A 15,404-nucleotide genomic window follows, 5' to 3' on the forward strand; every position below is an offset into this window, starting at 1 on the left:
GCATGAAACTGAATCGTCATCCTAATCCTGTCCTGCTACCGGATCCTCAATCGCCCTGGGAATGTTACAACGTCTTCAATCCGGGAGTGTTGTATGCCAATGGAATGTTCCACATGGTGTACCGCGCGCAAGGATTGGACTGGGTAAGCCGACTGGGTTATGCTGTTTCAGCAGACGGAATTCACTGGAACCGCCTCAAGAATCCCATCATGGAACCCGCATCTCCCGAGGAATCGCGTGGGCTGGAAGACCCTCGCATTGTTGAAATTGAGGGTACCTATTACATGACATATACTGCTTACGGTAGCGTGTACAAAGGGAGCGGTCAACCCACTCATGCTGGGGGTGGAATTCTCCCCATGATTGCGCGCAGTCAGAACTTAATCACATGGGAGCGAATCGGTCCAATTGTCGTCGGCGAGGACAACAAGGACCATGTGCTCTTTCCAAGAAAAATCGGCGGGAAGTACGTAGCACTCCACCGCCGCTGGCCTAAAGTATGGATTGCTTACTCTGATGACCTGATTCACTGGCCATCCGATCAAATGTTCCCCATATATGGTCCTCGTCCTGAAAATCCATGGGACTCCCGGAGTGTGGGAAACAATGGTGTTCCCATTGAAACGGAACACGGATGGATTGTCCTCAATCATGCTTATGATGAAAATAAAGTGTACAAAATTGGTGTAGTGCTCCTGGATCTGGATGACCCAACCAAAGTCATCCATCGCCCCAAAGAGCCCATTTTCTGGCCCGAAGAGTTATGGGAACTAAGAGGAGACGTACCCAATGTTGTTTTCTCCTGCGCAAACCCGGTAGTCCATGATACCGTTTATGTGTTTTACGGAGGCGGAGATCATGTGATTGGCTTAGCCACGTGCGCGCTGAGTGAACTGGTGGACTACGCTCGTTTTGGATAAAATCAGAAGCCCAGCCGATTGGCTGGGCTTCGGTTTTATTCGTGTACTGCTTTTAGTAGTGTACTGCGCGGGGTAACTGTCGGGCGCTTTCTACCCATTCTGTCACCTGGGCTGGTGTAGGCATGCGGCGAACCAGTTTCTTCTCGGCATTCACTTCTTCCAGTTTCTTATACAGAGCCTCTGGATTTCGTTGAGCCAGTTCAACCACAGTATCTACACCAGCGGCTTCCAGCAAATCAGAATATTCTGAGCCAATGCCCTTTACACGATAGAGATCAGCACGATTGACCCACTTGAGAATCAAGTCTTTACTGATGCCCGTTTGTTTGGCTAAGTCCTCTCGCCCCTTTGGGGTGGAGCCGGCTTCAAGGAGTTTTTCTACCGAGGAAATTCCTGCGGCTTTTAATTTCTCGGCGTATACCTCGCCAATGCCTTCGATATCTACAAGCGCAGTCATTTTGTTCCCTCCTGAGATATTAGATAATAAAATTATACAACCTTTTCTAATCCTTAAATCGAAATAGTATGAATTTGAAATCCTTCCTGTTTCTATCCAGAATCACCCAATTTTCGCATGAGAAGTGCTTGACAAGGTTATGTAATCCTCCCATAATCGAAAATAAGATGGGAAAGGAGTAGAGAGATGGCTACGGTAAAAGAACTATTAGAAGAAAAAGGGTATGATGTCTGGACAGTATCTCCTGAAATGACCCTGCGAGAAGCGCTTAAATTGATGGCTGAAAAGCATATTGGAGCAGTGCCTGTATTGGAAAATGGACAGGTGGTAGGAATATTTTCGGAGCGCGATTTTGCCCGCCATGCTGTTGAGTTTAGCGAGTGTTTAGATCTGGAAGTCCCGGTTCGTCAATTAATGACCCATCCTGTGTATTATGTGAATCTCGAGCAGACAGTAGACGAATGTATGGCAGTAATGACTGCAAAAAAACTCCGCCATCTTCCGGTGATACAGGAAGGAAAATTAATTGGATTAATTTCGATTGGAGACGTTGTGAAGCATATTCTGGCAGATAAACAAAATACCATTGAATTGCTTGAACACTTTCTGTGGGTCAATTTGATCTAATCCCGGCACAAAACAAAAACAACTCAATATAAGAAAGTGAGTTGTTTTTGTTTTTTAATCCGGCGGGAGAGGGGCTGTTTCGGGGGTAATTTGGGTGTAAGATAATTTTATGATGTCAATTCGTTCTCGAATCTTTCTCACTACACTTATATTGAATGGGATTTTGCTTCTTGGGCTATGGGGGTTGGAAAGAGAACAAAGAATTGACTTTTATGAAATTACTAATCAGCAACAAAAACAACTTCAATCTCTCTTTTCCCATGCTATCGAACAAGAACAGCAAAATCTCCAGACACTCGTGCTGGATTTTACCTTTTGGGATGAACTGGTTAAGTTTGCAGAATATCCCGACGAAGCATGGGCCAAAAATATTCTGTTACCCTCCATGGAAGTGTTTGATGTAGACTGCCTGTGGGTATACTCTCCCCAAAATGAATTGATTTACCAGAATCAAGAGAGGGTGTGTACTTTGTATGCCCCACACCTTTTTAAGAAACCCGAAAACCTGTTTCAACATGGGGCATTTATCAAATTCACCGAATGGCAAGCCAATGCCCCTGCCATATCCGTTTACGGAGCCAGCATTCATCCCAGTGAAGATGTAGCCCACCAAACCCCTCCCCGCGGCTACTTTTTTGTGGGACGGATTTGGAACACTGAGCGACTCCAAAACCTTAATAAATTATCTAATTTAGAAGTAACGGTGAGTTCCCCCGAAAACCTTGAGAAATCAATGCCACCTTCCGAAACCGACCTTTACGCTACCTATACTCTCAAGGGCGTGGATGATGTTCCAGTCGCATACCTGGTGGGGAAATTTGTCAATCCCTACATTGGGAGATTCCTCAAATCTCAAGAGCAATATCGCATCTATTCTTTCCTGTTAAGCGTGTCTTTTCTTGCTCTAATTCTGGTTACTCTCAACATTTGGATCATCCGCCCCTTAAGACAACTGGCTACTGCGTTAAGTAATCAGGATACCAAAGCATTGAAAGCCCTTCTTGGGGATAAAAGCGAGTTCGGACAAATAGCCAATCCTTTGCACCAGTTTTTTCAGCAGAAAAACGAGGTTGAGAAAGCCCTTCAGCAACATAAGGAAATCCTTGAAAATCTTCAAAAATCCGAAGAACGTTACCGGCTGATCACCACCATCACCAGTGATTTCACTTTTTCTATTCAGGCCTTTGGAACGGAGCGGTATGTCATCGAATGGGGGTTAGAGTCATTTCAGGAAATCCTGCCGGGAATTACCTCGGAAAATTTCTTCAGTCAGATTGTCCAATTCATTGATACCCCTTCATTATCTCTTACAACAGATGAAATCTACAAATCTCTTGAAATGGGACAACAAATCACATTAGAACTGCGCATTCCTCAAGGAGAAGGAAAATATATATGGTATCGCTTGCATCTTATTCCAGAAATCGATCAAAGCAGTAAGAATTTAATCCGAATTCTTGGAAGTGCCCAAAACATTACTGGGGAGAAAACAGCACAGGAAGAGTTCATAAAAATTCTTGAACATTCCAATTCCGCTGAAATCATCGCCGATGAAGTTCAAGTTCTATATCTCAATTCACAAGCAAAATCCCTAATCGGTGAGAGGGAAAGCCCCAAGACTCTCCCCCCCCTACTAAGTCACATCCACCCGGAAGATCAAACCAAAGTTCTCTCGCTGTTTTCAAAACGAGAAGCCATTTCTTCTTCAGAATCCCCGATTCTCATACGAGTTACCCCGGCAGATACAAAAATTTGGCGCTGGGTTAATTTGACCTTCCAGCCTGTGCTATTTCAGCACAAATCGGCTACACGAATTTCACTAACCGACATTACAGAAAAAAGGAATATTGAGTTGGCGTTATCCGCACAAACACAGTACTCTACTTTTTTGTCTGAAGTCTTTAACGCTTGGATTTTGATTTTTGATGAATCGGGCAAAATTCTTGTGAGCAGTAAAAGAGACAAAGAAATATTTGGACTTTCCGACTTAACAAATCAATCTTTCACTTTGTGGAGTTTGTTCGAATTCCCTCCGGAATTCCTCACTCCCGAAACCTTTCCAGAAACGATTCGAGATCGAAAAACCTATCGTGAAGTTCCTGTGGCTTTACGGGATGCTAAACCCAAACGATGGTACCTGTGGAGCCATACTTACCTCGAACCACAAAATGGGGATCCACTGAGAATCCTTGCAGTTCTCTCAGAGATTACCGAACAGAAGAATAGAGAACTTTACGCCAAAAGTGCCCGAGAAATTGCTGCAAAGATACAATCGGAGGACACTCAGGATGAGATTTTACATATCATTCCTCAAGCCTTATTCAGAGAAATGACATTGGAGGGTGTTGCCTGGATTTTGTTCGATGAGAAAACCCAAAGCATAGAGATGCAATACCCTTATGGGGAATTACGGAAATCCATAAGCATTGAATCCAACTTCAGGCTGTTTGAGATCGTCAAAAAAGTAACGGAAGGCGACAAACCTGTAACTTATTCTGCCCTGGATGTTTTTCCGGACCTGGGACTGCCTTCTTACAATATTGTTCTTTTTCCCACGACCATTCGTCTCCACGAAAACACGTATGTTCTGGCGACTCTGGTAGAGCCCCCCATTCCATCCTCAGTGATCGAAATCATTGAATCTCTTTGTAAAATGGCGGGAGCAATTATCGAGCGAATCACGTCTCTAACACAAGCAAACCAGCGTTTGCAATACATGACTTCTCTCCATCTCATCAACACTTCCATCTCTGCCAGCCTGGATTTGAACTTGACTCTTAGGTCGCTAGTTAATCAAATCATGGGACAGTTTCAAGTAGATGCGGTTGCCGTGTTCCTGGTCAATCCTACCACCCATATGCTGGAATATGCAGCAGGGGAAGGATTCCGATCCATTGATATTGCCAGAACCCGGATGAGAATAGGAGAAGATCAAGTCGGTAAAGCAGCCCTCACCCGAAAAACAATTTGCATTTACGACAAGAATGGGATTGCACCCTTCTTTCAGAGAGCCCACCTTTTCAGGAACGAAGACTTTATTGCTTATTACGCCGTGCCTTTAATTGCTCAGGGAGAGGTAAAAGGTGTGCTGGAAACATTCCATCGTCATCCTTTTACCCCGTCTGAGGAGTGGAGACAGTTCATTGAAGCACTGGCGATGGAAACTGCCATTGCAATCAAAAATGCCGAACTATTACAAAGAATTCAAACCAGCAATCTCGAACTTGCATTATCCTACGACGCGACTCTGCTGGCATGGGCTCAGGTTGTAGAATGGCATGAAAACCAGCCCGAAGGATCAACGTTACAATTGGCAGAGGTTGCAGTACAGTTTGCCCAGTCTGTTGGGATCAATAACACTGACCTGCAACATTTTCGCCAGGGGGTTATTCTGCATGATATTGGGAAACTGATGATTCCTCGCCACGTTTTGCAAAAGCCTGGACCGTTGGATGAAACAGAATGGGAAATGATCCGTCAATCTCCCGTATTTGCCTTTAACCTGCTCTCCAAGGTTCCTTTACTGCAAGCCGCAGGAATGATCCCTTATATGCACCACGAAAGATGGGATGGAAATGGCTATCCCCTCGGAATGCGAGGGGAAGAGATTCCCTTTCCTGTCAGGGTATTTACAATAGTCAATGTGTGGGATGCTTTACGTTCCCAGCGTCCCTTCCGAAAGGCATGGCATGAGGAAAGAATCCACGAGTTTTTGAAGGAAAATATGGGCAAGATCTTCGATCCCGAACTTGTCCCTGTTTTTCTGAAGTTTTTAAGTACCTTGTCCTCAGGGAAAGTACAGGATTGACCAACAGGTTATACGGGCAATACAACCTTTCCAAATGCAATCAAGCAAAAAGCACCCAGTACACAAGTCATCATAAACAACAACAAAACAATGATAAAACGCTGAAAAGGCGTCATCCCCAAAAATTCACCCGACTTCTTTCCTGGTCTTTTTGGAGTGTCTGGTATTACAGTGGGAGATTCCTGTTCAATTTCCTCAAAGGATGAACTGGCTGAATTGCGCAAATCATCAAGCATAGGTTATTCCTCCAATGGTCGTAGTTTCACGTCTCCAGCAAAGATTGTGTGATATTGCTCTTCTACAGACAAGACTAAGGCACCATGTTCATCGACATCTTGAAACCGTCCCGTAATCTCTCCATCGGGCTTCTGAACAGTTACTTTTTCTCCAAGGAAAGCAAGGCGCTTTTTCCATTCCTCGATAAACCTTTCGGTTCTAATTTGCTTTCTCCATTCAATCAAATGGCGCAACACCGATTCCAGGAGCGATAAACGATCTACCGGCTTTCCCAGTTCGGATTCCACACAGGTTGCCGGGAACAATAACATGTTCGAGTCTGGTACAGAGCCGGTTGCAACATTGATGCCGATCCCAAGAACAACTCCATTGATATGGCTTCCCATCCATACCGTCTCGGCTAAAACCCCACACACTTTCTTCCTGGAAAGAAGAACGTCATTGGGCCATTTGATTTCAGGAGAAAGCCCCAGGTCTTCCAAAGCCACCGCTACCGCAAGCGCTCCAAGGGGAGAAAACAGGGAGAGTTTTTCAATTTCCTCCAAAGTGGGGCGAAAAATCATGCTGAAGGCTAAGGACGTGCCTGGTTGAGTAACCCACATACGTCCCAGTCTTCCCCTCCCTTTCAACTGCTTATCGGCAATAACCACCACACCTTCCGGAGCGCCGGCTTGTGCCCATGCCATAGCATCGTCATTGGTTGAATAGGTTTCCGGGAGGTATTGAATTTCACTGATAGGAAGCGCAGATAACCTTGCGCGAATAGTTTCTACATCCATGGTATATATTTTACCCGCAAAGTAATTTTTGCTAAAATTGTTCCATGGCAATCACAAAAATTCCGGGGCCAACAAATCTCACATTACTCCCCAAAATTGGTTCGATCCAATCCAAGCCTCTTGATTTTCTGCTCTGGCTTTACCAAACATATGGTCCTGTTTCACGCTTCCAGGCATTCAACACCCCGGTCATTCATCTTGCCGATCCTGAGGCTGTAAAGCACGTGTTACAGGAAAATCATCGAAATTACTCCAAAGATACCATTCAATATCATTCTTTAGCGATCATTACTGGTAATGGATTGCTGACAAACGATGGTACAGGGTGGTTACGTCAACGGCGCTTAGCACAGCCGGCCTTTGCCCGGGGGCGATTGTCTCACCTAGACCAAATTGTTATTCCATCCACTCAATCTCTGCTCACACGTTGGAGACAATTGCCTGAGGCCCACCTGATTGATGTGGATGCCGAAATGATGCGGCTGACTTTAGAAATCGTGGGAAAAGCCCTTTTTTCCATAGACCTCAGCAAAGATGCCCCACACCTGACAGAAGCCACATTAACTACCCTGGATTACATCGTCTATCGTGTAAAGACCCTTACGCTCATCCCTACCTATCTCCCCTTGCCGAGAAATCGGGCTTTTCGAAAAGCCTTGAAAACCCTGGAAGAGGCAGTTTCACAAATAATCCAACAACGCCGTAAAGACAAGGTTCTGGGTGAGGACTTACTGGGAATGTTTCTACGCGCCAGAGATGAAGAAAGTGGGGAAGGGATGAGTGATCGTCAAATCCGTGACGAGGTGATGACCATGTTGATCGCCGGCCATGAAACAGTTGCCAGCGCTTTAACATGGACCTGGTACTTACTCTCTACTCATCCTGAAATTGAAAATCGGTTGTTTGAAGAAGTACATACAGTTCTCAAAGGGAATCCCCCCAGCACAAAGGATCTGGAAAACCTCCCTTATACCGCTCAGGTATTCACTGAAGCCTTAAGATTATACCCGCCTGCCTGGTTAATTACCCGCAAAGCCATGGGAGAAGATGAGATTTTGGGTTATTCCATTCCCCCAGGAGCCGTTATTGTGATCAGTCCTTATGTTATCCATCGCTTAAAAGAGCATTGGGAAAATCCCGAAGCCTTCATTCCGGAAAGGTTTGCGAGAGACCCGGAAGGTACTTCGCATCGGTTTACGTTTATCCCCTTTGGTGCGGGCCCGCGTTTGTGTATTGGCAATCAATTTGCTCATATCGAAGCACGCTTGATCCTCGCCGGCATGACTCAGAAATTGAGATTTACACCACCGCCTAAAGCACCTGTTGTAGATGCTCTGGTAACCCTCCGTCCAAGAAATGGATTGCACATGAGCGTGGTTCATCGATCAAGCAATTCACTCAAGTAAAGCCATCCCTCAATCTTTACAAATCCTTTACACAGCAATCCTCTGAATACAGGCTATAATCCAAACAGGAGAAGGAGATATCTATGAACATTTCCTCGTTGACATCATTTTTTGTCGGAGCAGTCTGGTTCATTGTTTTTATCACCTTTGGCGTGGTTATTTTGAGAGCGTCGCGAAATCAACCTGTTCGTGGTAGTGGCCGTGTTCTGGTGGCTTTGATTTTATTTGCTGTGTTTCTTACCACCCTGAATGCCGGCCTGGTTTTCATTGAGCCGCAAGAACGAGGTGTGGTCATTTCTGCGGTTTCTCCTGAAGGTTACCGTAAAGAGCCATTGGAACCCGGATTAAGGTTTATTATCCCCTTTGCTGAACAGGTGGTGCGATATTCGATTGCTAATCAGACGTACACCATGTCCATTGCCGCACGGGAAGGACAAATCGAGGGAGATGACTCCATTGCTGCCCGAACAGAAGACGGACAGGAAATTTATGTGGATGCCTCTGTCATTTACGCCATTAATCCAACAGAGGTAGTAAAAGTTCATATTCTCTGGCAAGACCGTTATACACGTGACCTTGTCCGTCCATTAGCCCGTGGAATCATCCGCGACGCTGTCTCCCAAATGCGGGTGGACGAAGTAGTGAGTTCAAAACGGGCAGAATTGGTCAAAACCTTGAATGAAACCATGGCTGTAAAATTGGCTGAAAACGGATTAATTCTCCGGGATTTTGTTTTGAGAAACATTACTTTCTCACCAGAATATGCCGCCTCAGTCGAACAAAAACAAATTGCCGAGCAGCAAGCCCAGCAAGCCAAATTCGTTGTAGAGCAGAAAAAGCAGGAAGCGGAGCAAGCCCGCCAGGTTGCTCAGGGGCAGGCCGATGCCGCCGTGATTCGTGCTAAAGGTGAAGCCGAAGCACGTCTCATTCAAGCAGAAGCGGAGGCTAAGGCACTGGAATACATTGCCAACGTAATCAAAAGCAACCCGGATATCCTGAACTACCAGTATATTACCAAACTGGCTCCCAATGTGCAGGTCATTATGACACCTTCTAACACGCCTATCATTCTCCCTTATCCCGGCTCTCTGCAAGCGCCTGCTACCACAACCCCAACCACACCTCAGTAGCAATTTCCAGAAGATTGTATGAGAGGGCTGTTTGGTATGGAATTCCAAACAGCCCTCGAATTTTACCTTTTAGAAACCCTTTATGAGCCTTGAGGCTTAGTGAGAACCTGATATAAGCTCCCGGAAGAATCGAATACAAGCCCTATTCAAGTTTTCCAACTGCTTGGAGTAGTTTTGTTATCAGGAGCATTAATTCACCCCCCGAACCTCTCTACAATACCGGGGTGAGCCATTCTGCAGTACATACCTTCCATCGCTGTCCTGCTGAATAGGGTAATTCTTCCACAAATAAGCATGGGATGATAAGAGTTTTTGTGCACGGGCTTCGCTTAAGTTGAAGGATTGCCATGCCGGTACAGATACCGCCGACTGGGAAGCCCGACATGCAAGCCCAATCAGAAGTTCTTCCTTAGCAGATTCTGGTAAGCCTTTCTCTTGAACCAATCTGATCAACTCGGGCACAGCGTCAGCAGAAAGAATTTGCAGATATTCTCCATCCAGGTCTTCGCCCGCCAATACGCGTTGCACATTCTGGCGTGCAATCCATCCATCAATATTCCAGAAACCCACGCATAACCCAAAACCAATCACCAGGATAAACAACACAGGAGCCAACTGATGCATCCGATTCGTGATCAGCAATCCAAGGACTGCAAGGAACAATCCTCCCAACCATGGAATAAAGATATGGGTATAAGTGCGAAGTCGCGTAAACCCATATGCCTGCTCATAAAGAATTAATCGTTGCATCGCAGAAGCAAGAATCACCGATACAAGGATAATCAACAAACTGCTCAAAAAGATAAAACCACGCTGGTATGAAGAAGTATCACACCGACAAACTGCATGCAGGCTCAGAATCAACATCAGAGAGATCAAGGCGACCCATACCAATTCTCCAAAACCACGACGGGCATATTCAGCATAGGTAAATCCTGCCTCATGGATGTTCGCCTGTCCTCCAAACAAGTATTGAAATTGCAGAATCACAAAGAAAACAAACAACAAAATAACACTACTGAGGACAATACTGCTCTCCGTCCACCCCAGGAACGGTGGGAAGAGTCTTTTTTCCCGGGTGGGTTGAACCGGATAAACGGGAAAGAAAGTATGCAAAAGCACCCCACAAAAGATCACTGTGAGTACACATACGTAAAACAATCGGAAAAGAGTTTCGGGGAATTTATCCAGGCGCAGGGCTCCAAAAACCGTTTGTAATCGCTCTGCAAAGACAAGATCAGCAGAAGCCAGAAGGATAACCAAAACCCCTAAAACAGGCAAAGACAACAGAATTCCACGCAAAACAGCCCACCCCTGTCGAGGCAGTGACTTCTGACTTTCCTGAGAATGGGGCTGAGAAAAAGTCTGTTGCCTGAACGGATTAGTAACAGCCTCGAATATCAAAACAGCCACAGTTCGAATATAATCCCAAAGGTTGTAACGAAGCCAGTGACCGGTTCGTAAAGTTGCAGCCCATAGCATCAAAACCAGCAATGTCAGCAAAACCGCCACTACTTGCGTAAAAGGTTCGGCGCGCAATAAAGGTAAAAGCGCAAGTCCAAAACCTGCAACTCCAAGAAAAAGATTCTCACGAGCAGGACGCATCTTCGTCTTCCACGCCAGGTAGATTGCACTACTCATCACGAGTAACACCCAGAGGGGAAAAGAAACTCCAATGGGTTTTCCCCAAAATAAAAAATCAACCCCACACGCAATAACAAAAGCGGCAAACCAAAAGGAATAATAATTCTTCATCTCGAATACCTCCTTCAAAAATTGGCAGAGAGACCGGTGATTCTCCCTCAATTCGAATCACCACAGCCAGATAAACCTGGAGATGATGATAGGATTCTCGCCCTTTCAAACACTATCATACAGTATCAAAATCTCTCTCAATTCGGAAAAATCCACTTCTCGGGGAGCCCAAAAATCAAGTGTACCCTTGTTAATCACTTAAGAATATCAGGGATACTGCGCGAACTTCCCATGAAAGGTCCACCCCGAGAGAGAAAATACGTGGGATTTCGTATTGACATTGAAAACTTGTTCTATTATAATGTTCATAGCACAAATGAACGATAAATTGTGCTCAGGAGGCAAACATGATGATGGCACGAAAAAGTGAAGGTTTGGGGGAGCGTCCGAAAAAGATCCTGGATTTCCTTATAAAGTATCAAGAAAAACATGGATATCCCCCATCCATTCGGGAGATTGGTAACCATATCAATGTAGATTCAACCTCGCTGGTTGATTACTACTTGAATCAATTACAAGAAGCGGGCTTCATTGAACGCGGCGGACGGATCTCCAGAAGCATTCGAGTATTACGGACTCTGGATGGACAGGTTCCTTTCATGCAAACACTTAATACTGTCAAAACTGCAATGGAGCGCGCTACACATGAATTGCTCAGCATCCCGGTTATCGGACGGATTGGTGCAAGTTACCCCATTCCCATGCCCGAATCCGACGTGCCTTACTTTGACTCCATGAGCACCGTTGAAGTAGCCCAAAGCCTGCTTCCCAAGGAGAAACTTTCCGATTTATTTGCCCTGGAAGTAGAAGGGGACTCCATGATTGATGCCATGGTAAATGATGGTGATATTGTGATTCTAAAGCGCGCAGAAGTTGCCAACAACGGGGATATGGTTGCCGTCTGGCTCACCCGTGACAACGAGACCACGTTGAAATATTACTACAACGAAAGAAATGGCTTTGTGCGCTTACAACCCGCCAATCGCACCATGCAACCCATCATTCGCCCTGAAAAAGAAGTACAGGTACGTGGGAAGGTAGTGCTTGTGCTTCGTCAGTACGCATCTCATTAAGTTTTCTGTGAAAAAAATCAAAAAGCCCGGTTACCCGGGCTTTTTAAGTCATCTCTGAGAAACTTAGGCGATCTCAACCACTGCGCCAGCGGCTTCGAGTTTGCTCTTGGCATCGTTAGCGGCTTCTTTACCAACACCGGAGAGGACTTTGGCGCCAGCGGTTTCAGCCATTGTCTTGGCTTCAACCAGACCCAGGTTGGTCAGTTGGCGGATAACCTTAATGACCTCAATCTTCTTGGGACCAGCATCCTTGAGGACCACATCAAATTCAGTCTTTTCCTCAACGGGCTCAGCGGGCGCAGCAGCACCACCAGCCACAGGCATAGCAGCAACAGCAGCCACCGGAGCAGCAGCGGAAACGCCCCATTTCTCCTCAAGCATCTTGACCAGTTCAGCGGCTTCCAGAACAGAAAGCGCGCTCAGTTCTTCTACGAGTTTGTTCAAGTCAGCCATTGTTTAGCACTCCTCTTTCAATATGGTTTATTTTCAAAAAACTAAATTGGTAGAACTTAAGCCGAAGCGGTTTGACCCTTTTCGGAATACGCTTTGATGACGCCTGCAATCGAGCGGCCAGGTTCGGCAATGGTGCGAACCAGTTTGGATGCCGGCGCCAGCAGTACACCCAACAATTGAGCTCGCAACACAGGCAACGGCGGCATATCGGCCAGGGCTTTGACCTGAACGGCATTGATGGAGACCTTTCCCAGGAAACCGCCTTTGACAGCGAACACCTCAGATTTAGCCGCTTCGTTGACAACCTTTGCCAGTGCAGGTGGATCATTGAAAGCAAAGCCAACCATGGTGGTTTTTTCCAGCATCTTCCCATAATCCACACCGGCTTCGGAAAGGACTTTTCCGAAGAGCGTGTTTTTAACCACGTGGATCTCACCACCAGCCTCACGCACTTTGGCGCGCAGGGTATCCATGTCCTTCTGGTTCATCTTGGTGTATTCCAGCAGGAACATTGCCTGGCTTTTTGCCACCCACTCCTGGTATTGTTGCATGATGGCAGATTTTTGTTCTCTCGTGAATGCCAAAGTGTATTCACCTCCTTCCGTTTTTAGATTTTAAAACTCAAAGCGTCTTTGCCACATTCCCTTGAGGCAAAGACGCTTTTCACTCCTCATAAAAAGGAGGCGATCCTGCGATCTAAACGTCTTCACCTCGGCGGGATATTAAGCCTTTCGGCACCTGCTTTCAGCGGTGAAGTAATTCGTTCACCAAACGGACTGTATTATACTCTGTTTCCTACTTGACCGTCAAGGACAGTGCCACATTCGGGTCAATGCGGACACCAGGTCCCATGGTAGGGGTGATAGTTACTCGGCGAATATACACACCTTTTGCTGCCGCCGGCCGGGCTTTGCGAATGGCTTCCATCAACGCAGAAAGGTTCTCATACAATTTTTCCACGTCAAAAGAAACCTTTCCAATGGGAACGTGCAGGTTTGCACTCTTATCCAAACGGAATTCCACACGCCCGGCTTTGGATTCTTTGATAACCCGAGGCAGGTCTTCGGCGGGAACAACTGTTCCGGCTTTCGGGTTTGGCATTAAACCGCGAGGACCAAGGATACGTCCCAAACGCCCGACCTTCCCCATCATATCCGGGGTAGCAATAGCGACGTCAAAATCGGTCCAGCCACCCTGAATTTTCTGAATCCACTCATCAGTATCCGCTACATAGTCGGCACCTGCCTGTTGGGCTAATGTAGCGCCATCCCCCTGTGCGAAGACCAGAACCCGCACAGTTTTTCCCAAACCATGCGGAAGCACTACCACATCACGCACCTGCTGATCCGCCTGACGGGGATCCAATCCCGTGCGCATGTGTACTTCCACCGTCGCGTCAAAATTGGCATAGGAAATCTCCTTAATGAGTTCCAACGCCTGTTTCGGCTCATAGACCCGGTTGGGGTCAATTTTTGCCAGTGCCTGCAAGTATTTTTTTCCGTGTTTTGCCATTTTTACCTCCGTGGTGATAACGGGAGACGAAAAGTCATCCCTCCCACTAATCAACGACGATGATGCCCATGTTGCGGGCAGTTCCTTCAATCTGCTTCATAGCACCTTCGATGTCAATCGCATTCAGATCTTTCATCTTGATCTCAGCGATCTCACGAATCTGCGCACGGGTCACCTTGCCCACTTTATCACGATTGGGGGCAGAAGACCCCTTCTCAATGCCAGCAGCCTTCTTCAAGAGTTCAGAAGCCGGTGGCGATTTGAGAATGAAGGTGAAGGAACCATCGGTATAAACGGTAATCTCTGCAGGAATCAACTCACCAGCACGATTGGAAGTACGAGCATTGTACTCCTTACAAAACGCCATGATATTGATTCCATGACCAGCCAGTGCTGGGCCGACCGGAGGTGCAGGCGTAGCCTTCCCACCTCTCAATTGAAGACGAACGATTGCTTTAAGTTTCTTTGCCACAGTATCAACTCCTTTGTGGTGTTAGCGGGCGAATTAAGGGATCGCCCTTCCACTCATCAGGCTTAACGCCCGATATTTTACTACGCTTTTTCAACCTGTAAGAAGTCCAATTCAACGGGCGTTTCACGGCCAAAGAAATTGACCATCACACGAACTTTATTGCGCTCCATATCAATTTCCGAGACCGTGCCACGGAAATCATTGAAAGGACCATCTACGATACGAACACGTTCCCCAACTTTGAAGGTAACTTTGACCCGAGGGGCTTCAGCCTCCATGCGTTTTAGAATCTGCGCTACCTCTTCAGGACGGAGAGGAGTGGGTTGATCCATTCCGACAAAACCGGTTACGCCAGGGGTATTTCGTACCACATACCAGGATTCCTCAGTCATAATCATATTGACCAGAACATATCCTGGAAAAACGTGGCGTTCAACCGTTCTGCGTTTTCCATCCTTGACTTCTATTTCTTCCTGAGTAGGAATGACGACATCAAAAATTTTGTCCTTCATCCCCATTGTTTCAATGCGCTGTTCAAGGTTATGGCGCACTTTGTTTTCGTACCCTGAATAACAATGCACCACATACCAGGCACGCTCGGGCGTCTCGGTTTCTCCTTCTTTGGAGACCGGCTCCTCCGGTTTTGCAGAAACGGATGCTTTCCGAGGAGTCCTGGGTTCTCCGCTTCGACTCTTGCGCCGACGCGGCTTCTCCTCATCCAAAAAATCCGCTTCAAAATTTTGATCTTTCGGTTCTTCCATTTCTTCTAACCGTT

15 protein-coding genes and 1 other annotated feature are annotated in these 15,404 nt (G+C 46.4%); of the genes, 6 read left to right on the forward strand and 9 right to left on the reverse strand.

Annotated features, from left to right (window positions below; all coding sequences use genetic code 11):
• The first annotated feature begins 2 nt into the window (after window positions 1–2).
• On the forward strand, window positions 3–920 hold the full coding sequence (locus tag ANT_RS09450; protein WP_013560288.1) for a glycoside hydrolase family 130 protein: 918 nt from the start codon (window positions 3–5) through the stop codon (window positions 918–920).
• A gap of 52 nt (window positions 921–972) precedes the next feature.
• Here the strand turns inward: ANT_RS09450 and ANT_RS09455 are convergent, their stop codons facing one another.
• Complete coding sequence (locus tag ANT_RS09455) at window positions 973–1,377, reverse strand: DUF4332 domain-containing protein (protein ID WP_013560289.1); 405 nt, start codon at window positions 1,375–1,377, stop codon at window positions 973–975.
• Window positions 1,378–1,563: 186 nt separating this feature from the next.
• Between ANT_RS09455 and ANT_RS09460 the strand changes: the two genes are divergently transcribed.
• Window positions 1,564–2,004: a CBS domain-containing protein gene (locus ANT_RS09460; RefSeq protein ID WP_013560290.1), complete on the forward strand. Its 441-nt coding sequence runs from the start codon at window positions 1,564–1,566 to the stop codon at window positions 2,002–2,004.
• A gap of 109 nt (window positions 2,005–2,113) precedes the next feature.
• Window positions 2,114–5,812, forward strand: a complete 3,699-nt coding sequence (locus tag ANT_RS16390; RefSeq protein ID WP_013560291.1) for an HD domain-containing phosphohydrolase — start codon at window positions 2,114–2,116, stop codon at window positions 5,810–5,812.
• 8 nt (window positions 5,813–5,820) lie between these two features.
• Here the strand turns inward: ANT_RS16390 and ANT_RS09470 are convergent, their stop codons facing one another.
• Both ANT_RS09470 and ANT_RS09475 read right to left on the reverse strand, forming a co-directional pair.
• Window positions 5,821–6,048, reverse strand: coding sequence for a hypothetical protein (locus ANT_RS09470; RefSeq protein WP_013560292.1), 228 nt, complete (start codon window positions 6,046–6,048; stop codon window positions 5,821–5,823).
• A 3-nt stretch (window positions 6,049–6,051) separates the two neighbouring features.
• Window positions 6,052–6,828, reverse strand: a complete 777-nt coding sequence (locus tag ANT_RS09475) for a biotin--[acetyl-CoA-carboxylase] ligase (protein ID WP_013560293.1) — start codon at window positions 6,826–6,828, stop codon at window positions 6,052–6,054.
• 44 nt (window positions 6,829–6,872) lie between these two features.
• Between ANT_RS09475 and ANT_RS09480 the strand changes: the two genes are divergently transcribed.
• Together ANT_RS09480 and ANT_RS09485 are read left to right on the forward strand one after the other, a co-directional pair.
• Window positions 6,873–8,234, forward strand: coding sequence for a cytochrome P450 (locus ANT_RS09480; RefSeq protein ID WP_013560294.1), 1,362 nt, complete (start codon window positions 6,873–6,875; stop codon window positions 8,232–8,234).
• Window positions 8,235–8,317: 83 nt separating this feature from the next.
• Entirely contained in the window at window positions 8,318–9,364 is a 1,047-nt protein-coding gene (locus ANT_RS09485) for a prohibitin family protein (RefSeq protein ID WP_013560295.1), read from the forward strand.
• Between the two features lie 189 nt (window positions 9,365–9,553).
• On the opposite strand, the gene ANT_RS09490 is transcribed toward ANT_RS09485, so the two are convergent.
• Complete coding sequence (locus ANT_RS09490) at window positions 9,554–11,005, reverse strand: DUF4153 domain-containing protein (protein WP_172634609.1); 1,452 nt, start codon at window positions 11,003–11,005, stop codon at window positions 9,554–9,556.
• Between the two features lie 461 nt (window positions 11,006–11,466).
• On the opposite strand from ANT_RS09490, the gene lexA reads away from it, so the two are divergent.
• Window positions 11,467–12,192 carry a transcriptional repressor LexA gene (gene lexA / locus ANT_RS09495; protein WP_013560297.1) on the forward strand — a complete coding sequence of 242 codons (726 nt, stop codon included), beginning with the start codon at window positions 11,467–11,469 and terminating at the stop codon, window positions 12,190–12,192.
• A gap of 63 nt (window positions 12,193–12,255) precedes the next feature.
• Here lexA and rplL read toward each other — a convergent pair whose 3' ends face one another.
• The 5 genes from rplL to nusG form a co-directional block, all read right to left on the reverse strand.
• On the reverse strand, window positions 12,256–12,645 hold the full coding sequence (gene rplL / locus ANT_RS09500) for a 50S ribosomal protein L7/L12 (protein WP_013560298.1): 390 nt from the start codon (window positions 12,643–12,645) through the stop codon (window positions 12,256–12,258).
• A 56-nt stretch (window positions 12,646–12,701) separates the two neighbouring features.
• On the reverse strand, window positions 12,702–13,229 hold the full coding sequence (gene rplJ / locus ANT_RS09505; RefSeq protein ID WP_013560299.1) for a 50S ribosomal protein L10: 528 nt from the start codon (window positions 13,227–13,229) through the stop codon (window positions 12,702–12,704).
• A 27-nt stretch (window positions 13,230–13,256) separates the two neighbouring features.
• Window positions 13,257–13,414, reverse strand: a sequence feature (ribosomal protein L10 leader region).
• Between the two features lie 26 nt (window positions 13,415–13,440).
• Window positions 13,441–14,157, reverse strand: coding sequence for a 50S ribosomal protein L1 (gene rplA / locus ANT_RS09510; protein WP_013560300.1), 717 nt, complete (start codon window positions 14,155–14,157; stop codon window positions 13,441–13,443).
• A 46-nt stretch (window positions 14,158–14,203) separates the two neighbouring features.
• Entirely contained in the window at window positions 14,204–14,629 is a 426-nt protein-coding gene (rplK, locus tag ANT_RS09515) for a 50S ribosomal protein L11 (RefSeq protein WP_013560301.1), read from the reverse strand.
• Window positions 14,630–14,709: 80 nt separating this feature from the next.
• On the reverse strand, window positions 14,710–15,390 hold the full coding sequence (gene nusG, locus ANT_RS09520) for a transcription termination/antitermination protein NusG (RefSeq protein ID WP_013560302.1): 681 nt from the start codon (window positions 15,388–15,390) through the stop codon (window positions 14,710–14,712).
• Between the last annotated feature and the right edge of the window lie 14 nt (window positions 15,391–15,404).

The sequence above is a fragment of the Anaerolinea thermophila UNI-1 genome, from assembly GCF_000199675.1.
Taxonomy (GTDB): Bacteria; Chloroflexota; Anaerolineae; order Anaerolineales; family Anaerolineaceae; genus Anaerolinea; species Anaerolinea thermophila.